Source organism: Stutzerimonas nitrititolerans, assembly GCF_003696285.1.
Classification (GTDB): domain Bacteria; phylum Pseudomonadota; class Gammaproteobacteria; order Pseudomonadales; family Pseudomonadaceae; genus Stutzerimonas; species Stutzerimonas nitrititolerans.
Map to the genome: position 1 here is coordinate 1 of NZ_RFFL01000021.1, position 19277 is coordinate 19277.

General features: G+C 64.8%; 22 protein-coding genes and 2 pseudogenes. 10 read left to right on the forward strand and 14 right to left on the reverse strand.

The annotated features are described in order from the left end of the window. The first annotated feature begins 154 nt into the window (after nt 1-154). From EA795_RS19545 to EA795_RS19570, 6 genes are all read left to right on the forward strand, one after another. Complete coding sequence (locus EA795_RS19545; protein WP_064481061.1) at nt 155-838, forward strand: response regulator transcription factor; 684 nt, start codon at nt 155-157, stop codon at nt 836-838. Continuing rightward, entirely contained in the window at nt 828-2105 is a 1278-nt protein-coding gene (locus EA795_RS19550) for a sensor histidine kinase (protein WP_064481060.1), read from the forward strand. Before EA795_RS19545 ends, EA795_RS19550 begins: the two co-directional genes overlap by 11 nt. A gap of 81 nt (nt 2106-2186) precedes the next feature. Then, nucleotides 2187-2864 (forward strand): class I SAM-dependent methyltransferase, encoded by a 678-nt coding sequence (locus tag EA795_RS19555; protein ID WP_064481059.1) that lies wholly within the window; start codon nt 2187-2189, stop codon nt 2862-2864. Nucleotides 2865-2866: 2 nt separating this feature from the next. Further along, a complete protein-coding gene (locus EA795_RS19560; protein WP_064481058.1) occupies nt 2867-3586 on the forward strand; it encodes a lipopolysaccharide kinase InaA family protein in 720 nt (239 codons plus the stop codon). Continuing rightward, nucleotides 3576-4004, forward strand: coding sequence for a diacylglycerol kinase (locus EA795_RS19565; protein ID WP_046617841.1), 429 nt, complete (start codon nt 3576-3578; stop codon nt 4002-4004). Before EA795_RS19560 ends, EA795_RS19565 begins: the two co-directional genes overlap by 11 nt. Before the next feature lie 11 nt (nt 4005-4015). After that, on the forward strand, nt 4016-6166 hold the full coding sequence (locus tag EA795_RS19570; protein WP_064481057.1) for an LTA synthase family protein: 2151 nt from the start codon (nt 4016-4018) through the stop codon (nt 6164-6166). A 13-nt stretch (nt 6167-6179) separates the two neighbouring features. Here the strand turns inward: EA795_RS19570 and EA795_RS19575 are convergent, their stop codons facing one another. The 6 genes from EA795_RS19575 to EA795_RS19600 form a co-directional block, all read right to left on the reverse strand. Then, nucleotides 6180-6662 (reverse strand): hypothetical protein, encoded by a 483-nt coding sequence (locus tag EA795_RS19575; protein ID WP_003302065.1) that lies wholly within the window; start codon nt 6660-6662, stop codon nt 6180-6182. Between the two features lie 92 nt (nt 6663-6754). Next, on the reverse strand, nt 6755-7219 hold the full coding sequence (locus EA795_RS19580; RefSeq protein ID WP_064481056.1) for a periplasmic heavy metal sensor: 465 nt from the start codon (nt 7217-7219) through the stop codon (nt 6755-6757). Then, complete coding sequence (locus EA795_RS19585) at nt 7216-7641, reverse strand: anti-sigma factor family protein (RefSeq protein WP_064481055.1); 426 nt, start codon at nt 7639-7641, stop codon at nt 7216-7218. Before EA795_RS19585 ends, EA795_RS19580 begins: the two co-directional genes overlap by 4 nt. Then, the gene (locus tag EA795_RS19590) at nt 7634-8194 is read right to left on the reverse strand and encodes an RNA polymerase sigma factor (RefSeq protein ID WP_064482713.1); all 561 of its coding nucleotides are present in this window, start codon (nt 8192-8194) and stop codon (nt 7634-7636) included. Before EA795_RS19590 ends, EA795_RS19585 begins: the two co-directional genes overlap by 8 nt. A 149-nt stretch (nt 8195-8343) precedes the next feature. Next, nucleotides 8344-8868, reverse strand: coding sequence for a diheme cytochrome c (locus EA795_RS19595; protein ID WP_064481054.1), 525 nt, complete (start codon nt 8866-8868; stop codon nt 8344-8346). An 11-nt stretch (nt 8869-8879) separates the two neighbouring features. Next, entirely contained in the window at nt 8880-9287 is a 408-nt protein-coding gene (locus EA795_RS19600; RefSeq protein ID WP_103455118.1) for a DUF1924 domain-containing protein, read from the reverse strand. A gap of 140 nt (nt 9288-9427) precedes the next feature. Here EA795_RS19600 and EA795_RS19605 point away from each other — a divergent pair, with 140 nt between their 5' ends. Beyond that, nucleotides 9428-11023, forward strand: coding sequence for a 2Fe-2S iron-sulfur cluster-binding protein (locus tag EA795_RS19605; RefSeq protein ID WP_122079056.1), 1596 nt, complete (start codon nt 9428-9430; stop codon nt 11021-11023). 189 nt (nt 11024-11212) lie between these two features. After that, complete coding sequence (locus EA795_RS21480) at nt 11213-11401, forward strand: hypothetical protein (RefSeq protein ID WP_225030852.1); 189 nt, start codon at nt 11213-11215, stop codon at nt 11399-11401. Here the strand turns inward: EA795_RS21480 and EA795_RS21595 are convergent. The 7 genes and pseudogenes from EA795_RS21595 to phnC form a co-directional block, all read right to left on the reverse strand. Continuing rightward, complete coding sequence (locus EA795_RS21595; RefSeq protein ID WP_230357762.1) at nt 11394-11753, reverse strand: MBL fold metallo-hydrolase; 360 nt, start codon at nt 11751-11753, stop codon at nt 11394-11396. The two genes, EA795_RS21480 and EA795_RS21595, sit on opposite strands and share 8 nt — an antisense overlap. 96 nt (nt 11754-11849) lie before the next feature. Continuing rightward, nucleotides 11850-12155, reverse strand: a pseudogene (locus tag EA795_RS19615) (IS5/IS1182 family transposase); the annotation flags it as partial. A 107-nt stretch (nt 12156-12262) separates the two neighbouring features. After that, nucleotides 12263-13132, reverse strand: a complete 870-nt coding sequence (locus tag EA795_RS19620; RefSeq protein ID WP_003118428.1) for a LysR family transcriptional regulator — start codon at nt 13130-13132, stop codon at nt 12263-12265. Next, nucleotides 13126-14136, reverse strand: a complete 1011-nt coding sequence (gene ptxD, locus EA795_RS19625; RefSeq protein ID WP_003118429.1) for a phosphonate dehydrogenase PtxD — start codon at nt 14134-14136, stop codon at nt 13126-13128. The genes EA795_RS19620 and ptxD overlap by 7 nt, the downstream gene beginning before the upstream one ends. 8 nt (nt 14137-14144) lie before the next feature. Next, nucleotides 14145-14972, reverse strand: a complete 828-nt coding sequence (gene phnE, locus EA795_RS19630; RefSeq protein ID WP_003118430.1) for a phosphonate ABC transporter, permease protein PhnE — start codon at nt 14970-14972, stop codon at nt 14145-14147. Between the two features lie 8 nt (nt 14973-14980). Beyond that, nucleotides 14981-15844, reverse strand: coding sequence for a phosphate/phosphite/phosphonate ABC transporter substrate-binding protein (gene phnD / locus EA795_RS19635; RefSeq protein ID WP_003118431.1), 864 nt, complete (start codon nt 15842-15844; stop codon nt 14981-14983). After that, nucleotides 15841-16668, reverse strand: coding sequence for a phosphonate ABC transporter ATP-binding protein (phnC, locus tag EA795_RS19640; RefSeq protein ID WP_003118432.1), 828 nt, complete (start codon nt 16666-16668; stop codon nt 15841-15843). Before phnC ends, phnD begins: the two co-directional genes overlap by 4 nt. 272 nt (nt 16669-16940) lie before the next feature. Here phnC and EA795_RS19645 point away from each other — a divergent pair. Then, nucleotides 16941-17279 (forward strand): annotated as a pseudogene (locus EA795_RS19645) (tyrosine-type recombinase/integrase); the annotation flags it as partial. A 93-nt stretch (nt 17280-17372) separates the two neighbouring features. Here EA795_RS19645 and EA795_RS19650 read toward each other — a convergent pair. Continuing rightward, a complete protein-coding gene (locus EA795_RS19650) occupies nt 17373-17930 on the reverse strand; it encodes a TetR/AcrR family transcriptional regulator (RefSeq protein WP_090519109.1) in 558 nt (185 codons plus the stop codon). Between the two features lie 179 nt (nt 17931-18109). Here EA795_RS19650 and tmexC point away from each other — a divergent pair, with 179 nt between their 5' ends. Further along, nucleotides 18110-19273: a multidrug efflux RND transporter periplasmic adaptor subunit TMexC gene (gene tmexC / locus EA795_RS19655; RefSeq protein WP_090519108.1), complete on the forward strand. Its 1164-nt coding sequence runs from the start codon at nt 18110-18112 to the stop codon at nt 19271-19273. The last annotated feature ends 4 nt before the right edge of the window (nt 19274-19277 follow it).

Consider the following 19277-nt stretch of genomic DNA (forward strand, 5'->3'; position numbering starts at 1 on the left):
AACGGCCTCCACAAAACCCGGGGCGATTCACAGGGCTAAATGCGGGGCTGGCGAGGCGACGTTTTTTTCACATCGTCTCGGCTATGTTCTGCGCCGCGCGCAGGCGTAATAAGCAGCGTCTGCCGTTCCGAAACTTCTAGCGAGTACCCCAGCGATGCGCATCCTGGTCATCGAAGACAACCGTGACATTCTCGCCAACGTGCTGGACTACCTTGAGCTCAAGGGCTACGTGGTCGACTGCGCGCAGGATGGCCTCAGCGGTCTGCACCTGGCCGCCACCCAGGACTACGACCTGATCGTGCTGGACCTGATGCTGCCGGGCATCGACGGGCTGCAGGTGTGCAAGCGCCTGCGCGACGATGCCGGGCGCGATACGCCGATCATCATGCTCACCGCCCGCGATGCGCTGCCTGACCGCATCAAGGGGCTGCAGGCCGGTGCCGACGACTATCTGATCAAGCCCTTCGCGCTGTCCGAGCTGGTTGCCCGTATCGAGGCGATCCTGCGTCGCTGCCAGGGATCGCGTCGCCGGCAGCTGCAGGTGGCCGATCTCTGCTACGACCTGGACACCCTGGAAGCCAGTCGTGGTGGCCAGCCGATTCGCCTCAACCCTATCGGCCACAAGCTGCTGGCGATCCTCATGCAGCGCAGCCCGGCGGTGGTGCGCCGCGAAGCGCTGGAAGATGCCGTCTGGGGTGATCACGTGCCGGACAGCGATGCGTTGCGCAGCCATATCCACCAGTTGCGCCAGGTGCTCGACAAGCCGTTCGACAAGCCGTTGCTGCATACTGTGCACGGCCTTGGCTTCCGCCTGGCGGAGGACTGCGATGCTCGCTAAGCAGCCGCTGGCGCGGCGGATCGTCATCGCCTTCACGCTGATGACGCTGGTGGTGAGCGGTGCGTTCGCCCTCGGCATCGTTGGCGTGGTGCACTTCATCGAAGAGCAGCTGGTCACCGAGGAGTTGAGTCGCGACCTGGACATCGTGCTCAACGAGGATCTGCCAAACGGACGAACACCGCAGCTGGGTACCAGCACTCACTTCTTCGCCTCGCATCTGCCCGAGCGCCCGATGCCAAAGGCGTTTGCCGGGCTCGGCGAGGGGTTCACCGAGCTGGTTCGCGGGGACGATGCCTACTACGTCTATGTGCGCAATGTCGGCGCTGACCGCTACGTGCTGGTGCAGGAGCAGCACGAGTTCGAGGCCCGTGAGGATGCGCTGTTCAACGTCGTGCTGGCCGGCTTTCTGCTCAGCGTGCTCGGCGCCTGGGCGCTGGGGCGGCTGATGGCCAACCGGGTGTTGGCACCGGTCAGCCGCCTGGCCAACCAGGTGCGCCACCGCGACCAGCTGCATCCGCTGGCGCCGCCGCTGGCCCTGCAGTATCCCGATGACGAGGTCGGCCATCTGGCCGCGGCGTTCGACAGCACCCTCGGCCAGCTGCGCCAGACCCTGGAGCGCGAGCGGCTGTTCACCGCCGATGTCAGCCACGAACTACGCACCCCGTTGATGGTGGTGCTCGGCGCCTGCGAGCTCCTCGAGCAGCAGGCCGAGCTGTCGCCAGCCGCGCAGCGACCGCTGGCGCGCATCCAGCGCGCCGCGCGGGAAATGCACGAGCTGGTGGAAACCTTCCTGATGCTGGCGCGGGCGCGTCCGCAACAGACGTCCTTGGCCGGCGACGCCAGCTTGCGGAGCGTGGCGACCGAGCAGAGCGAGCGCTGGGCACCGCTGCTGGCGGAGAAGGGCCTGGCCTTCGAGCTGCTGGAGGAGGGCGAGGACCGCGGCGTCTACAACCACACCCTGCTCGGCACGGTGATGTCCAACCTGCTGCGCAACGCACTGCATTACACCGACCGCGGCACGGTGCGGCTGGTCCTCGACGACGCTGGCTTTCGCGTCGAGGACAGCGGCGTGGGCATTCCCCTGGCGGAGCAGGAGCGCATGTTCCAGCCGTTCGTGCGGGGTGCCGAGGGGCGCGGCGAAGGGCTGGGGCTGGGGTTGTCGCTGGTCAAGCGGATCTGCGCGCACCAGGGCTGGCAGGTAGGTGTGGTGCCGCGGCAACCGCAGGGCAGCTGCTTTCAGGTGCGCTTTCATGACGGCGCTGTTTGACGTTTTTTTCACATCCCGTTGACGGGCCCTTGATGTCTGTCTGGTTAGTTTGGCGTTCCGTTTCCAACCGGAATGCCCGCCATGACCACATCGAGCCCCATCGAACTGGAGTTCTCGCGCAAATACGATCGCCAGCACGCCTACGAATACCTGCACAAGCATCAGGATGGCCTGGCCCGGCGGCTGTCGCACTGGCGTGACGAGCAGATGGCGCGCCGCGCACTGAAGATCGCCGGCGATCCTGATCTGGTGCTGGACCTGCCGTGCGGCGCCGGGCGCTTCTGGCCGCTGCTGGCCGAGCACCCAAGCCGGATGATCTTTGCCGCCGACAACTCGGCCGACATGCTGGCGATCGCCGAAGCCTCGCAGTCGCGGGAAATCCTCTATCGGGTCGAGAGCTTCCAGACCTCCGCCTTCGCCATCGACATGGGTGACAACGCGGTAGACAACATCTTCTGCATGCGCCTACTGCACCACATCGCCGACCCGGCGCACCGGCTGGCGATGCTGCGTGAGTTCCACCGCGTCACCCGTGACACGCTGATCGTCTCGCTGTGGGTCGATGGCAACTACAAGGCCTGGAAGCGCAAGCGCCTGGAGCGTCGCCGGCCGGCGAAGGACAACCAGAACCGCTTCGTCGTCGCGCGCTCGGTGATCGAGACGGAATTCGCCGAGGCCGGCTTCGACATCCTCGACCGCAATGACTTCCTCCCGGGCTACGCCATGTGGCGGGTCTACGTGCTGCGCAAGCGGGGTTGAACATGAGCCGACCACTCGTACTGCCGGCCCGCGAAGCGCGTACCAGCACCTTCCAGCGCTGGTGGAACACCCAGGGCGAATGGGTCGAGGAACCTAACCAGCGCCGCGCCGGCGAAAGCGGTGTGCAACGGATACGGCTGCGCGATCCGCAGCAGCCGCTGCTGTACTGCAAACGGCAGATTGGCCACCTGTATCGCTCGCTGCTGCATCCGTTCGGCCGGCCCACGGTGCTGCGCGAATTGCAGGCGCTGCAAGCATTCGCCCGGCTCGGCGTGCAGGTGCCGGAACTGGTCTACTGCGGCACGCGACAACAGGCCGGGCAGTGGCAGGCGCTGCTGATGACGGCGGAGCTGGAAGGCTTCGTCAGCCTGGAGGACTGGTATCAACAGGACTTGGGGGGGCGCTTCGGTCCGACGGTACAGGAGCGCATGCTAGCGGCGGTCGGGATCACCCTGGCGCGCATTCATCAGGCACGCTGGCAGCATGGCTGCTGCTACCCCAAGCACATCTTCATCAGGGTTCAGGGTGAAGGTGACGCGGCCAGCGTCGAAGTCGCGCTGCTCGATCTGGAAAAGAGTCGTCGCCGTTTGCGGCGCAGCGCCGCGGCACGGCATGACCTGCGCCAGCTCAAGCGTCATCGCCAGGCCATGCCGGAACAGGACTGGCAACGATTGCTGGCCGCCCACCGCACCTTCAGCGAGTTGCGCTGCGATGTCATCTGAGCCGACCTGCGCGGCTACCGATGCCGTGGCCAGCGTCGACGTGCCGGCCGACGGTGCGGCGCTGAAGGGGCGCAGCGGACTGGCGCGCATCTGGTACGCGTCCGGCTATTCGGCTGCAGGTCTCAAGGCCGCTTATAGAGGCGAAGCGGCGTTTCGCCAGCTGGTGCTACTGAATCTGCTGCTGATTCCCTTGGCGTTTCTGTTCGACGTCAGCCGCGTCGAGCGCGCCGTGCTGATTGCCGTGGTGTTTCTCGGCCTGATCGTCGAACTGCTCAACTCGGCCATCGAAGCGACGGTCGACCGCATCTCTTTCGAACTGCATCCGCTCGCCAAACAGGCCAAGGACATGGGAAGCGCCGCGCAATTGCTGGCGCTGTGCCTGATCGGTCTGGTCTGGGCGGTGATCCTCATCCCCTGAAGGACGTACCCATGCTTTCCTCTTTGCGACGCCCTGCTCGAGAGCGCGCGGCGTCCGGCTTCAATGGCCTGGCCGCGCACCTGCGCTTCACGTTCGCCAGTGCGCTGGCCCTGCTGGCGTTGTTTGCGCTGCTGCGGCTGGGCTTGCTGCTGTTCAACCGCGAGCTGATCGGCAGTACACCGCTGGCCAGCTTCGTCGAGGCGTTCGGCAACGGCCTGCGTTTCGACCTGCGGGTGACGGTGTACATCCTCGTGCCGCTGCTGCTCGCGGTACTCAGTAGCCGGGCAATGGCCGCCCGCCGGCTGCAGCAGCTATGGCTGGGTGTTTGCGCCAGCGTGGCGATCCTGCTCGGGCTGATCGAGCTGAACTTCTATCGCGAGTTTCACCAGCGCCTCAACAGCCTGGTGTTCCAGTACCTGCAGGAAGACCCGGCTACGGTGCTGAGCATGCTCTGGCACGGCTTTCCGGTGCTGCGGCTGCTGGCCGCCTGGCTCGCGGCGAGCGCCGCGCTGTTCGCGCTGTTCGGCTGGCTGGAGCGCCGCACCCGTGCCGCTCCGGTCAGCCTGGCGAGCGCGCCGGCCCGCCGCGGCGCGAGCTGGCCGGCGCGCTTCGCGGTGTTCGGCGTGTTGCTGGTGGTCAGTGTGGTGGCCGCGCGCGGCACGCTGCGTCAGGGCCCGCCGCTGCGCTGGGGCGATGCCTTCACCACCGCCTCGACCTTCGCCAACCACCTTGGTCAGAACGCCACGCTGTCGCTCTACGATGCGGCGCGCAACCGCTTCTCCAGCCATCGCGACAACAGCTGGAAGGCGACACTGCCGGTGGCGGATGCGCAGGCGATCACCCGCGAGCTGCTGCTGACCGCCAACGACCGGCTGGTGGATGCCGAGCTGGCGCCGGTGCGCCGTGACTTCCAGCCGCCGGCGGACGGCCAGCTGGCGGTGCGCAACGTGGTGGTGATCCTCATGGAGAGCTTCGCCGGCCGCTATGTCGGCGCGCTCGGCAGTGCCGACGGCATCACGCCGAACTTCGACCGCCTGGCCGGCGAGGGGCTGTTGTTCGAGCGCTTCTTCGCCAACGGCACCCACACCCACCAGGGCATGTTCGCCAGCATGGCCTGCTTTCCCAACCTGCCGGGCTTCGAGTACCTGATGCAGACGCCCGAAGGCGGCCATCGCTTCTCCGGCCTGCCGCAGCTGCTCGGTGCGCGGGCGTTCGACGACGTTTACGTCTACAACGGCGATTTCGCCTGGGACAACCAGGCGGGGTTCTTCGGCAACCAGGGCATGAAGCGCTTCGTCGGCCGCAACGACTACGTGAATCCGGTGGTTTCCGACCCGACCTGGGGCGTTTCCGACCAGGACATGTTCACCCGCGCCGCCGAGGAGCTGGGCAAGCTGGATAACGGCGCGCCGTTCTATGCGCTGCTGCAGACGCTGTCCAACCACACGCCGTACGCGCTGCCCGAGCAGTTGCCGGTCGCTGCTGTCGAGGGGCATGGCGCGCTGGATCAGCATCTGACGGCGATGCGTTATTCGGACTGGGCGCTGGGGCAGTTCTTCGACAAGGTGCGTAACCAGCCCTGGTTCAAGCAGACCTTGTTCGTCGTGGTCGGCGACCACGGGTTCGGCGCGCCGGAGGAAGTCACCGAGATGGATCTGCTGCGCTTCCACGTGCCGCTGCTGCTGATCGCCCCGGGCGTCACCGAGCGTTTCGGCAGCCGTCGCGAGGTGGTCGGTACGCAGGTGGACGTGGTGCCGACCATCATGGGCCGCCTCGGTGGCGAGGTGCGTCATCAATGCTGGGGCCGCGATTTGCTCAGCCTGCCGGCGGACGATCCGGGTTTCGGCATCGTCAAGCCGTCGGGCAGCGACCAGACCGTGGCGCTGATCCGCGGTGATCGGGTGCTGGTACAGCCCAAGGAGCAGCCGGCGCGGCTGTATCGCTATCGCCTGGGCGGTGAACCGGCTGGCGAGCGGATCGCCGCTGCCGAGGATCAGCCGCAGCTGCTGCGCCAGCTGCACGCCTACCTGCAGACCGCCACCGCCAGCCTGCTGGCCAACACCAGCGGAGATCGCAGCGGCGAGGGCGAGTCGGAAGCGGTGGCCGCCGAGGTGCCGCTCGCGGTGAAAGCGGCCCCGCCGGCACGGCCGGACAAGGGTTGAGCGCGGCGGTCGATCAGTGTTCCAGCGGCTTGAAGCTGTCGTCGGCGAAGTAAGTGGCGTAGTCGCCCAGCGCGCCGACCACCGTCACCGCGCCGTCGCGCTGACCGGCCGGGGCGCCGCTCATGGCGTCGGCACCGGCGAGCAGCTGGGCGATGATCAGGTGCAGCTGCGCGTCGGCCTCGGCGCTCAGCTTGCAGTTCTCCACCATGTAGGCGACCTGGCCGCGCACCGTCTCGGCCAGTTCGCCGTAGCGGGCGGCGGGCAGACGGTCTTCGTGGATCGCCGGCAGCGCCTGGCGCATATCGTTGTTGATGGTGCCCATTGCCTGGCGCAGCGGCGCGTCGGTGGCCCAGCGCTTGCCGGCATCGAGTTGCAGCGCCGGCGCGCCTTCGCCGTGGCCGTGGTCATGGCTGGTGGCGGCGAGGCTGGTGCCGGCGTGGCCGAGGGTGCCGGCGAGGATGATGGCGAGGGCGAGAGCGTGGGGTTTGCGGATCATCGATAGAACTCCATTGAGCGAGCCGGCGAAGTGCGGCTCCTGATGTTCTAACGCAGGCGCGACGGTTTTGTTCCATCGCGCCGTGCAATCCGTCATTTGCGGTGCAATTGCTCGATGCTGTCGGCGCCGAACGACTGCTGCGTGAGCACCTGGGCGAGCCGCGCGCGCTGCTGCGGTTCGAGGATCTCGCGCTCCTGCAGCAGCTGGTCGATGAGTAGGCGCTGCTGTTCGTTCTGCAGTTCGGCGATCTTCGCCTGCTCGGCGTCGATTACCGCGCGGTCTACCTGTTCAGCGAAGATCGCCTCGATCAGCCGGTTGCGGTGTTCGCCGAGGCTGGCGTTGGAGGCGCGCAGGTAGGCCAGGAACGGCGCCTCGGCATCGTGCCAGCGCTGCAGCTGGCTGGCGCTCAGTTGCAGCTCGCGCGACAGCTCGGTCGGTGCGCCAGAGGGCATCGGCAGGCCATCGCGACTGAGTTTCTGCCAGCCGAGGCCAGCGAGCACGCCGACGTTGACCAGCACGGACAGGACCAGGGCGTTGCGCAGGGTGGTGTTGCTCATTTCAGGTTTACCTTCAGGTAGCAGAATTCGGGGCGCGCGCAGAGCGCGCCAGGTGGGGTGCTGCCGAGGACGGCGAGCAGGTCGTGGCGGGGTGAGCTGCCCGGCGGCTGGCCGGGCAGCGCATAGCCGAGCAGCAGGCCGAGCAGGATCGACGCCGCGGCGCCGATACCCTGTGCCCAGTGCCGGGCCCACCCGCTGCGCACCGGCGGCGCGAAGGGCCGCTGCAGACGCGCCTGCAACTCGGCCGGCAACTCCGGGCTGGCCAGCGCACGCAAGCCCTGGCCGAGCCCGTCGAGCTCGGCCAGGGTCGCGCGACACTGCGGACAACCCGCCAGGTGGGCGTCGGCGTGGCGCTGTGCGGCGGCGTCGAGTTCGTTGTCGAGGTAGGCGGACAGGATCGCCATGTCCAGATGCTCAGTCATCGAGGGTGCCTCCGTTGGCCTGGCGATAGCCGTGCAGCAGCGCCTCGCGGGCGCGTGCCAGGCGCGACTTGACGGTGCCGGCGTTGAGCTGCAGCGTGGCGGCCAGTTCGTCGTAGGCCAGCCCCTCCACTTCGCGCAGCAGCAGGATCTCGCGCTGTTCGTGGGGCAGGCGGGCCAGCAAGCGTTCCAGCAATGCCAGATCGCGCCCGGTCTGCAGCCGGCTCAGCGGCGATGGCGCCGGATCGACCGGCTCGGCCAGTTCCTCCGGCGCCACGTCGACGTGGCGTTGCCGCTGGCGCAGCGCATCCAGCGCGGCATTGCGTGCGATCTGCAGCAACCAGGTCTGCAAGCGTGCTTCCGGGCGCCACCTGGGGAGCGCCTGGAAGGCGCGGATGAACGTTTCCTGAGTCAGGTCCGCGGCCTCGTCGGCGCTGCCGAGCAGGCGACGGAGGAAGTGGAAGACCCGCGCCTGATGGACGCGCACCAGCGTGCCGAACGCCTGGCGATCACCACGCGCGGCCTGCTGGATGAGGTCCTGTTCGCTGTCGTTCATTAAGCGCTCGTCTGGGCTGACCGCGCAGGGCGCCGCTAAAACCTGCTGCGTTGCCAACGCCTCGGTTTTTGCAGTGCCCATGCGCTGCCGTCCGGGTTGCCGCAGGGATATAACGCAACGGTTGGCAAAATGTTCCGGCTATTTTTGTCTCAGCGCGGAATCTTCACCCGGTCCTCGTCGAAGTCGCCTTTTTCTGCGTCGCGATGGCAGGCCACGCAGTTGAAGCGGCCGCCGACCGACTCGCGGGCGAACTTGGCTTCGCTGACCTCGTCGTGTTTGTGCTCGAACCAGCGCGTCTGGCTGATGCGTGGCGGCTCGCCGGCGGTGGGTGACGGCTCCACCGGCAGGCGGTTGACGGCCGAGGCGCGGACCAGGAAGTCGAGGATTTCCTTTTCCTGCACCGGGTCCAGCGACGCGTTGCTGCCGTAGTGATCGCCCAGGGTGCGCATCTGCTCGCGCCAGGCATCGGCAGGCAGCAGGCCGGGAGAATAGAGCATGTGGCAGGCAGCGCATTCTTCCTTCCACACCAGCGGCGCGTCGCTGGGTACCGACAGGCGCTTGGGCCGCTTGTAGCCCTTGCGCTCGTGATGGTCGTCGTCATCGGCGAAGCTGAGGCCGGCCAGTACCAGGGTCAGGCCCAGCCCGGCGACGGCAGCAAGGGGTGCAATCTTCATGGCGGGGCTCCTTACTTGATGCTGTCGATCCAGCTGATGAAGTCACCCTTTTCCTGCGCGGTGCATTCACGGGCGTAGACGTCGTCGCAGTTGCGGCGGAACCATTTCTCGACCTTCTTCAGGTCCGTGAAGCGCTCGGGGTTGGCTGCCGGGGCGAGCGGATCGACTTTGCGGTGCGCCGGCGTCTTGCCGGGCTGACGCGGGTCGGCGGTGTGGCAGGTGGTGCAGCTCATGGTCTTGCCGTTGCGCTGCTCCTCGGCGAAGTACAGTGCCTTGCCGCGCTCGGCGGAGAAGCTGGTGAAGTTCGGATTCTCCTGACGCGCCTGTGCGGCGTAGCCGGCCAGCAGCGGGTGTTCGGTTTTGGCCAGGGCCGGCAGGCTCAGGCAGCAGGACAGGAGGATGATCCAGCGGGCTTTCATGGTGCGCTCTCCGGTTGGGAATGAGCGCAGCCTAGGCGCGCTACCTTACGCCAAGCTGAAGCGCAGCGGTCGGTGCCGTTCAGTTTCGTTTCAGCTCGCAGGAATACAAAGGCGGCATCCATTCAAAGAGGATCGCCGTCGTGGCTGCTTTCAATCGTTTCCGTCTGTTCCACTGGCTGCTGGCCGGTTTCTTTCTTGGCGCCTACCTCAGCGGTGACGACGCCGAGACGCTGCATATCTGGTTGGGCTATGGCCTGGTGGCGCTGTTGATGTGGCGCCTGCTGATCGTGCCGCTGCGCCTGCGCGGCTTCCCGCAGTTGCTGCCGCCGAAGGGCCAGCGGAGCAAGCCCGGCCTGTCGAGCGTCGGCAAGTGGCTGACGGTCGGCGCGCTGGGCAGTTTCGCCATTGCCAGCGTGGTCGGCCTGGGTATGGTCGACAACGGCGATGTGCTGGCCGCCCTGCCGGGCGTGGGGCCGGATGTCTTCGGCGCTGCCAGCGACATCGATTTCATCGGCTGGATGGGCGATGCCGAGGAGGTGCACGAGTTCTTCGCCAATCTGGGGCTGTGGCTGATCGGCCTGCATGTCGGCTATGTGCTGCTGTTCCGCCGCAAGTCGGTATGGCCGATGCTGCGCGGCGTGCCCAAGGCGGGGCCGGCTTCGACTGCACCTTCGGCTTCGACGTCGACACCGGCAACGACGTCGGTCGCGACCGCGTTCGCATCGGTGCCAGCGCCTGCCGCCGGGGAGTTCACCCGTCTGCGCATCGTCTCACGCCAGGCCGAAACCGCCGACAGCTGCTCGTTCACCCTGCAGGTGCCGGCCGCCCAGCGCGCACGCTTTGCCGCGCAGCCGGGGCAGTTCCTCACGCTGAAGGTGCCCGCTGCCGAGCCGGCGCTGCTGCGCTGCTACTCGCTGTCGCAGCGACCGCAGGCGGATGGCGCGCTGCGCATCACCATCAAGCGGGTGCCCGGCGGCCGCGCGTCGAACTGGCTGCTGGACAACCTGCAGGCCGGCGATTGCATCGAGGCGCTGCCGCCGGCCGGCGTGTTCGTGCCGCGCAACCTGGATGACGATCTGCTGCTGCTCGGCGCCGGCAGCGGTATCACGCCGCTGATGGCGATCCTGCAGGCGGCGCTGGTCGAGGGCAGCGGGCAGGTACGGCTGTTCTATGCCAGCCGCGATGCCGCCTCGCTGATCTTTGCCGAGGAGCTGGCCGAGTGGTCTGCGCGTTACCCCGATCGCCTGCAGCTGCGCATCTGGCTCGATGCCGAGCAGGGTGTGCCGAGCGGCCCGGCGATTGCCACGAAGATCGCTGACTGGTCAGCCGCCGACGCCTTCATCTGCGGGCCGCAACCGTTCATGGATGCCGCGGGTGCCGCGCTGGGCGAGCGGGGTGTGGATGCGGCGCGTATCCATCTGGAACGCTTTGCCGCCGCAGCGCCGACGGCCGCACCGGGCGGGCGCCGCAGCCGCCTGCGGGTCGCGCTCGACGGTCGCCGTCACGAGCTGGACGTGCCGCGCGGCGAGGTGCTGCTGGAGGCCATGGAACAGGCTGGCCTGCAACCGCCGAGCGCGTGCCGCTCGGGTGTCTGCGCCGCCTGCAAGTGCCGGGTGGTGGAGGGCAGCGTGAGCATGCGCAGCAACCAGGTGCTGAGCGAAAGCGAGGTGCGTCAGGGCTGGGCGCTGGCCTGCCAAGCCGAACCGCGCAGCGCCGAACTGCAAGTCGAATACTGACGTGTGGGAAAGGCCGCTGGCCGTTTTCCACCCTGCGCATCGGGTGATCGACGGGGCGTAGGGTGGATAACGGCGCAGCCTTATCCGGCAGTACCTGTGCCTCTGGCCGGTGGAAAAAGCGATTGGCCATTTGCCGAGGGTGGAGTGGCGACGGTCACCGATGGATTTGCCGCAGGCCGAGCCGGCGCCGTGGCAGGGGTAGATCTCGATGCGTTCGCCGAGCGGCAGGTAGCGGGTGAACAGCGTGGCGTAGAGCTGCGCTGCCAGCTGCTTGGTGCTGTCCTCGCCGAGCAGGTCGGGGCGGCCGACGTCGAGGTTGAACAGCGTATCGCCGGTGAACAGCGCGAAGGGCGCTTCGCCCTGCTGGCTGTCACGTAGCAGCAGCGAGATGTGCTCGGGGGTGTGGCCTGGCGAGTGCAGCACTTCCAGGCTGACCTGACCCAGTTCCAGCACCTCGCCGTCGTCCACCTGACGCAGCCCGAAGGCGTAGTCCGCCGATGATCTCGGCGCCGCAGCGTTCGGCCAGCGCCTGGGCGCCGGAAACGAAGTCGGCGTGGATGTGCGTCTCGATGGCATAGGCGATGCGCAGGCCCTTGTCGCGCGCCAGGTCGAGGTAGACCTCGACGTCGCGCCGCGGATCGATCACCGCGGCGACGGCGGCCTTGCTGTCGCCCACCAGATAGGAAATCTGCGCCAGACCTTCGGTGTAGATCGACTCGAATACCAGCATGCGTGTGCCTCCGTAATCCGTGAGGGTTACGGATGTGAGCGCCGGTTGGCCGCCGGCGTTCAATCGCAGCGGGTCACTTGCGGACCAGCAGCACCCCGTGGTTTCGTCGGGGATGCGCTCCAGGTTCAGCCCGGCAAACTGGCGCAGGATCGTGGTTTCGTACAGCGCTTCCTCCATCGCTGGATCGCTGTAGCCGAACCAGTTCTGCAGCAGATGCACACGCAGCATCGCCATCAACGGGTAGGCCGGACGGCCACCTTCACCCTTCGGATAATGTGGCTCGATCAAAGCAATCAAGCCCTTCCACGGCACCACCCGATCCATCTCGATCAGGAACAACTCCTTGCGGGTTTGCTTGCGCTTGCCAGCGTACTCGGCGTCGGCGAAGGTCATCTGCTTCATCGGGAAACTCGGTGGGTGGGGTCGCGGTATTTTGCCAAATCAGAAAGTCTTTTTCAGAGTTTCCCTAGGCTGACAAGCCAAGCGCTGGATCGCAACCATCCATCACCTTATCCAGCTAGATCCGCCTCCTCCAATAAGTGCCGCACAAATCCCGGCGGGTGCAGATTTCCGGGAGGTTTGCGCCAGATCAGTTGGAGACGCTTTTCAAGCCCCGGGATGGGAAGAGCTACCAGCGCGCCACTGCGAACTTCGTCTTGTACTGCGGAAGCCATCACCAACGACACGCCGAGTCCCGCCCTCACTGCTTGTTTGACTGCCTCGGTGCTGCCTAGCTGCATACCGCTGCGAGGCACGCCCAGTTCGCCAAAGTATTCGGTCAGAAGCCGTCCGGTACCGCTACCCGGTTCACCTCCCAGCATCGGCAGGTCCACCAGACGATCACGTTCTATGCACCCTGCTTCAGCCAGCGCATGGTCGGGGCTGACGATAAGCACCAGCGGCTCGACCCGCCAGAGGCGGTATTCGAAGTCGGGGTGAGGTAGCCACCATTCCATGATCGCGGCGTCGAGCTGGCCCGCCAGTAGCTGGTCGGCCACATCCGGGTTGGCGGCGATGCGCAGATCCACCTCGCCCCTCTCATTTGCGGTCGTCAGATAGTTGCGCACGAATGGCTGGAGAAGGTAGGTGCCGATGTTGGAGCTGGCCCCGACGCGCTCACGATTGCCATGCAGGGCTTCTAGCGCCCGGGCGTGCATGTCGAGCAAGGCGGTCGCATGCGGCATGAAGGCCAGCGCCCGTGTGGTAGGCTGGCAGCCGCTACGACTGCGCTGCACCAGCGTTACGCCGACCTGCTCTTCAAGCTTCTGCAAGTGCTGCGACACCGTCGGCTGGGCCAGCCCCAACGCCCTCGCCGCGCTCTGAAAACTGCCTGTTTGAACGATCGCTACCAGGCTCTTCAGCCAGACCGGATTCAACATGCGGCAGGCTCGGCCTTGGGCAGACGGTTCGCAGCGTTGATTGGGCGCGCACCTGCCAATACCTGGATGATGTTCTGCGCTGCACAACGTTCAATCTCCAGGCGCACCGCGCGCACTGCCGACCCTATGTGCGGAGTGAACAGCGTATTCGGATGCGCGAGCAGCGCAGGATCGATCAGCCGCGGCCGGTCCGCGCGAGCCCAGTCTTCCATTTCGAATACATCCGCCGCATACCCGCCGAGCTGGCCTCGCTCAAGCGCCGCGAGCACGGCGGCTTCATCCACTACCGAACCACGACAGGGGTTTACAAGCAGAGCGCCCGGCCGTACGAGGGCAAGCAGCTCGGCGTTGACCAGATGCTGGGTATCGGCATTCAAGGGAAGCGCCAGCAGGATGAAGTCCGAGCTGGCGAAGAGTTCGCTGCACGCCACCTGGCGCAGGCCGAGCCGTTGCTCGGTTTGTGTATCCAGAGCCTTCGCCTCGTGGTACTGCAGGGTCGCGCCCCATCCCTGCAAGCGATCAGCCATGGCCAGTCCGATGGCGCCCATGCCAAGGATGCCGACCGTAGCGTTATCCAGCCCCGTGCCGTAGAACTGTGGTTGCCAGCCCTGGAACTCGCCAGAGCGGACGAACGCATCTGCTGCCCGCAGATGCCGCCCCAGCCCCACCGCCAGTCCGATCGCCAGCTCGGCAGTCGGGACCGTCAACAGATCAGGCACGAAGGTCAGCCAGACCCCGCGGGCAGTACAGGCGTCCACATCGAAATTGTCGAAGCCCTTGAGCGCGCAGCCGACTACACGCAGCTCAGGGCAGGCTTGAAGAAAGTCTGCATCGACCCGATCGGGCATGAACGCCATCATCGCCTGAGCATCGCGACAGCGGCGCAGAATTTCCTCGCGCGTCAGCGTGCTGTCGGTCTGGTTGGTCATCAGCTCGCAATGTGGCGCCAGCAGTTGCAGGATCTCATCGTGTACTCGGTGAGTTATAACGAGTTTCGGCAGCATGGTTTGTCCTATTTGAAATGTTTGCGCAGCACGCCACTGAAGGCGTCTACTAGCGTGACCATGGCCAGGATGACCAGCAGGATTGCTGCAACCTCCTGGTACTGCATGATGCGCAGCGAGCCCATGAGTTCGAAGCCGATACCGCCGGCGCCAACCATGCCCATCACGGTGGAGGCGCGAAAGTTGTATTCCCAGCGGTAGATCGCCACGTCGGCGAACTGCGGCGTCACCTGTGGCAAAACCGCGTGCAGCAGCACTTGCATCGGCGTAGCCCCCGCCGCCCGAGCGGCTTCCACCGGCGCTTCGTCGACGTGCTCGATGGCCTCGGCGAAGAACTTGCCGACCATGCCGACCGAATGCAGACCCAGGGCAAGCACGCCCGGCAAGGCGCCGAACCCTACGGCTGCAACGAAGATGATGCCCATGATCAGCTCCGGCACCGACCGCAGGGCATTGAGCAGCACCCGGGCAACACCGAACACAAGGGGGTGCGGCGCCGTATTGCGCGCTGCAACGAAGGCCACCACCAGCGAGAACACCACTGCGATGGCCGTACCGGCGATGCTCATCGCCAAGGTGTCGATCAAGGGGCGAATCCAGCTTCGATAGCCCGAAAAGTCTGGCGGCATGGCCTCGCCTGCCAGGGTCGCGATGGAGGGCAGCCCGTTCAGCAGCGTGGTGGCATCGAGCAGCCCCACGTACCAGCAGGCCAACAGCACCACTCCGAATACAATCGCCACCTGCCCCAGCTGGCGCCACCAACCGAGGCCGAAGCCTCGAAGGATGTGCTCGCGTTGCTCTGCAGGCAGCGCCTGCACGTCGTAATGAGAAGACATATCGGTGCTCACATCGTGGCGAAGTCGAGGCCGAGCAGCGATCCCATGTTGCGGATCACATCGTAGTCGGCGTCGGTGATTGGCGCGAAGGCCTCGGCCTTGAAGTTGCGCAGCACTTCGGGATCGTCGATACCGACGAATACATCCCGCACCTTGGTTTTCAGCTCGGGGCTCAGGTTCGAGCGCATCGCCCAGGGGTACTGGGGGTATTCGCCGCTGTAACCAAGTACTTTCACCTTGCTCGGATCGATCAGGCCACGTTCGGCTGCGTGATTGAAAATTACCTCCGACAGCCCACCCGCATCGGCGTTGCCGTTCGCCACGTTGACGGCAACGGCGTCATGCGTGCCCACAAAATGTTGTTCGTAGTCCTGCCCACCCGTCAAATCGGCCGTCTCAAGAAGCACGGTTTTGGGAATCAAATGGCTGGACGTCGATGCCCGGTCACCATAGGCCATTCTCTTGCCCTTAAGGTCGGCATACTCATTCACGCCTGACGCCACATTGGCGATAATCACCGAGCGATAGGTCGGCTTGCCGTCGATGACCATGGCAGCGAAGGGCTCGATGTCGCTTTTGCTTTTGGCCATGACGTAGGACAGCGGACCGAAATACGCCAGGTCGATACGGCCAAAGCGCATCGCCTCAATCATCGAGGAATAGTCGGTGGTTACGATCAGCTGCACCTTCTTGTCCAGATGCTCTTCCAGATAATCCTTCAGCGGCTGGTTACGCTTGATCAGCTCGGAGGCGTTTTCGTCCGGCAGCAGGGCAACCTTTAGCACATCCGGATCGGCATCGGCCGCTAGGGCGGACAAACTTGAAACAGCGGACAGCAAGCAAGTCAATAAGAGCGCGGATAAGCGTTTCATCGGGACATCTCCAGTGAAGGTTCGAGCATGACAGGTGGTTCAGCCGGAGCATTCGCTGGCTGAGTCGTAGAGCGGCCTGCATAGATGCGCTCAAGCTGCGCATCGGTGAGTTCCGAGGGCGCGGCATCGAAAACGATCTGAGAATCGGCCAGCCCGACGACGCGATCGGCGAAGCGGCGGGCATATTCGAGTTGATGCAGCGAAACGATGGCGGTGATGCCGTCTTCCTTGCAGATGTCGCGCAGCAATCCGAGAACACGGACCGAAGTGGCCGGGTCGAGACTGGCTACCGGCTCATCGGCCAGAATGATCGCCGGCTGTTGCGCTAGCGCACGCGCGATGCCTACCCGCTGCTGCTGGCCACCGGACAGTTTGTCCACCCGGCTTAGCGCCTTGTCTGCCAGACCGACCCGAGCGAGGCAACTGAGCGCAATCTCCTGATCGGCACGCGGCAGAGGAAACAGCGAGCGGAGCGTGTTGTGAAAGGCCAGCCGACCGGTAAGCACATTAGCCAGTGCGCTTTGACGTTCGATTAGCTGGTGGTGCTGAAAGATCATGGCGGTACGCCGACGATGCTGACGCAAGGCCGAGCCGCTGCCGAGTTCACCGAGTTCGCTGGTGACACTGCCGCCAGTGGGCGTGACGAGTCGATTGAGACTACGGAGCAAGGTCGACTTGCCTGCGCCCGAGAGACCAAGCAGCACGGTGAACTCACCACGCCGAAATGCAATCGAGGTATCGCGTAGGGCTGTCACGCCGCCTGGATAGACGACGCTCAACCGGTCGACCCGCAGCACGGCGTCCTGTATCGGATGGGGCGTCATTTGATCACCTTTCGCAATATTGCTGGCCGCACAATTGCGGTTCGCGATGCAAAGGGTAGAAATTCCTTGTTACCGCACTGCTTCTAAAGGATGACATTTCGATGAATACTTCGAATCTGCCGTAGCGGGGCGGCAAGCGAAGCCGTGGAAGAACGGGCGCAACGTAGCGTCTTTCTTCACGCGGGATACAGGAGGCTTTGATTGATACTGCTGCGGATTCGCTACAGTAACGTTGGGCCAGAACGTAATGCCATCCAAGCAAGAGAGCGCACACTAGGGAAACACGGTCTGCTCTCGCCGCCTGGATACATCAAGCACAGCTCCGGAGCCAGGACTGCCTTTTCCCGAGCAGGCTGCATACATCAGACCATCTATCCACTCGTCAATACGCTCGTATCGTCAAAGGCTGGGTAAAAGCCATTGGCCTAGATCCTGCCATATATGGCACACACACGATGAGACGTACGAAGGCATCGCTGATCTATCGCAGGACGAAGAACCTACGGGCGATTCAAATTCTGCTCGGCCATACGAAGCTTGAGAGCACCGTCCGATATCTTGGGATTGAGGTCGATGACGCTCTGGAAATGGCGGAGCAGACCGAGGTCTGACCATATATTGCGACGGTCGAAGTCAGACCGTCGCTAACCGGCCAAAAACGGACACCGCCAACCCGTTGGAAAAAAACTGAGCGTTGCTTTCCGTTAAGTTTGGTAGTTGCAAGCCCCGTTCAGGAAGAATTGCTCGATCAACGCCGCCATACCTGCGCGTGCGATACGGCCGCGGCGCTCGGCGTCTACCAGGCCGAAGATCAAGGAGGAGAAGATTTCGGTAAGCGCCGGGGCACCGATATCGATACGGAATACGCCCAGTTTTTGCCCGCGGAGAAAGAACTCGTCCAGCGTTTCCGAGTAAGGCAGCCATCGGCAGCCGCCTGCATCTAAATCAAACGTGTCCGGGCGCCACTGGAATGAGAGGAATACCAACAACTCCCTGTGAATCAAATGGCCTTCGATCAGACGATGCAATGCGTCCAAGGGCGCCGCCTCAAGATCGGCATCGGCAATGACCCTATAAATAACCACCGAACCATGATTCAGAAGCATCTCGATCAGGTTGTCGCGGGTGCCGCAAAACCTGTTGAGCGTCGCCTTGCTGACCCCCGCTGCCTGGGCTATTTCTTTGAACGTGGCTCGCGGGTGGTCAACGATGGCGATCGCCAGGGCCTTCAGCAATTTCTCATCGGCAGCAGTTAAATCCATCGGTCACTCTTTATCTATCGCGGGCAGATGCGGGTATTTTGCCTAGAACACTCATTTTTCTCAAAGAGGATACTAGCTTTGTTCACACCAAAATCAAATGAGTCAATATTGACTCATTTAATTTTTGCGTGGATCATGCGCGGCTTCGACTACGTACTGGCTTCGCGCTTGGGTGAGATATGAACAAATTCCGCGAATGGATCACTTTTTCCGTGATCTCCTATTTGATCGCCGTGACCCTGGTTGGCTGCGACAAGCCCGAAGAGCAACGGGAAGAGGCGCCAGCGCGTGAAGTCGATGTGCTCAGCGTGAAGACCGAGCCCTTCACAGTGTTCGCCGAGCTACCAGGGCGCATCGAGCCGGTGCGTGTCGCCGAGGTGCGCGCGCGGGTGGCGGGGATCGTGCTCAAGCGCACCTTCGAGGAAGGGGCCGACGTGAAGGCCGGTGACGTGCTGTTCCAGATCGACCCTGCGCCGTTCAAGGCGGCCCTGTCGCGGGCGCAAGGTGAACTGGCTCGCGCCGAGGCGCAGCTGTTCCAGGCTCAGGCGATGGTTCGCCGTTACGAACCACTGGTGAAGATCGACGCCGTCAGCCAGCAGGATTTCGACAACGCCAAGGCCGCTCTGCAGAGCGCCCAGGCCGACAAGCGCTCGGCCCAGGCCAATGTCGAAACTGCCCGCCTGGACCTGGGTTATGCCGAGGTTCGCGCCCCCATCGCCGGGCGTATCGGTCGCGCCCAGGTCACCGAAGGGGCTCTGGTAGGCCAGGGCGAAGCCACGCTGCTGGCACGTATCCAGCAACTCGATCCGGTGTACGCCGACTTCACCCAGCCTGCTGCCGATGCCCTGCGCCTGCGCGCGGCAATCGCCGAGGGCAAGGTTGCCGGTGCGAGCGACCAGCCGCTGTCGCTGCGTGTCGACGGTACCGATATCGAGCGCAAGGGCACGCTGCTGTTCACCGATATCTCGGTGGATCGCAGCACCGGGCAGATCGCCCTGCGAGGCCAGTTCGACAACCCCGAGGGCGTGCTGCTGCCGGGTATGTACGTGCGTGTGCGCACACCGCAAGGGCTCGACCAGAACGCCATCCTGGTGCCGCAACGTGCCGTGCAGCGTTCGGCTGACGGCCAGGCCAGCGTGATGCTGCTGGGGGAGGGCGATACCGTCGAGGCGCGCCAGGTCACCACCGGTGCCATGCAGGGCTCGCGCTGGCAAATCAGCGAGGGCCTGCAGGTCGGCGACAAGGTGATCACCAGCTCGCTGGCGGCTATCCGTCCGGGCGCCAAGGTCATCCCCCGCGAGCAAGATGCCGCCGAAGCCGCTCCACAGTCCCAGGCGCAGTAAGCCG

Excerpts from the sequence above, each read along its gene's own strand:
- EA795_RS19570 (WP_064481057.1), top strand. The coding sequence starts at position 4,016 with ATGCTTTCCTCTTTGCGACGCCCTGCTCGAGAGCGCGCGGCGTCCGGC.
- EA795_RS21595 (WP_230357762.1), bottom strand. The coding sequence starts at position 11,753 with ATGCTGGTATTCGAGTCGATCTACACCGAAGGTCTGGCGCAGATTTCC.
- EA795_RS19595 (WP_064481054.1), bottom strand. The coding sequence starts at position 8,868 with ATGAAGATTGCACCCCTTGCTGCCGTCGCCGGGCTGGGCCTGACCCTG.
- EA795_RS19545 (WP_064481061.1), top strand. The coding sequence starts at position 155 with ATGCGCATCCTGGTCATCGAAGACAACCGTGACATTCTCGCCAACGTG.
- ptxD (WP_003118429.1), bottom strand. The coding sequence starts at position 14,136 with ATGCTGCCGAAACTCGTTATAACTCACCGAGTACACGATGAGATCCTG.
- EA795_RS19620 (WP_003118428.1), bottom strand. The coding sequence starts at position 13,132 with ATGTTGAATCCGGTCTGGCTGAAGAGCCTGGTAGCGATCGTTCAAACA.
- EA795_RS19585 (WP_064481055.1), bottom strand. The coding sequence starts at position 7,641 with ATGACTGAGCATCTGGACATGGCGATCCTGTCCGCCTACCTCGACAAC.
- EA795_RS19590 (WP_064482713.1), bottom strand. The coding sequence starts at position 8,194 with ATGAACGACAGCGAACAGGACCTCATCCAGCAGGCCGCGCGTGGTGAT.
- tmexC (WP_090519108.1), top strand. The coding sequence starts at position 18,110 with ATGAACAAATTCCGCGAATGGATCACTTTTTCCGTGATCTCCTATTTG.
- EA795_RS19555 (WP_064481059.1), top strand. The coding sequence starts at position 2,187 with ATGACCACATCGAGCCCCATCGAACTGGAGTTCTCGCGCAAATACGAT.
- EA795_RS19550 (WP_064481060.1), top strand. The coding sequence starts at position 828 with ATGCTCGCTAAGCAGCCGCTGGCGCGGCGGATCGTCATCGCCTTCACG.
- EA795_RS19565 (WP_046617841.1), top strand. The coding sequence starts at position 3,576 with ATGTCATCTGAGCCGACCTGCGCGGCTACCGATGCCGTGGCCAGCGTC.
- EA795_RS19580 (WP_064481056.1), bottom strand. The coding sequence starts at position 7,219 with ATGAGCAACACCACCCTGCGCAACGCCCTGGTCCTGTCCGTGCTGGTC.
- EA795_RS19600 (WP_103455118.1), bottom strand. The coding sequence starts at position 9,287 with ATGAAAGCCCGCTGGATCATCCTCCTGTCCTGCTGCCTGAGCCTGCCG.
- phnE (WP_003118430.1), bottom strand. The coding sequence starts at position 14,972 with ATGTCTTCTCATTACGACGTGCAGGCGCTGCCTGCAGAGCAACGCGAG.
- phnD (WP_003118431.1), bottom strand. The coding sequence starts at position 15,844 with ATGAAACGCTTATCCGCGCTCTTATTGACTTGCTTGCTGTCCGCTGTT.
- EA795_RS19650 (WP_090519109.1), bottom strand. The coding sequence starts at position 17,930 with ATGGATTTAACTGCTGCCGATGAGAAATTGCTGAAGGCCCTGGCGATC.
- EA795_RS19560 (WP_064481058.1), top strand. The coding sequence starts at position 2,867 with ATGAGCCGACCACTCGTACTGCCGGCCCGCGAAGCGCGTACCAGCACC.
- EA795_RS19575 (WP_003302065.1), bottom strand. The coding sequence starts at position 6,662 with ATGATCCGCAAACCCCACGCTCTCGCCCTCGCCATCATCCTCGCCGGC.
- phnC (WP_003118432.1), bottom strand. The coding sequence starts at position 16,668 with ATGACGCCCCATCCGATACAGGACGCCGTGCTGCGGGTCGACCGGTTG.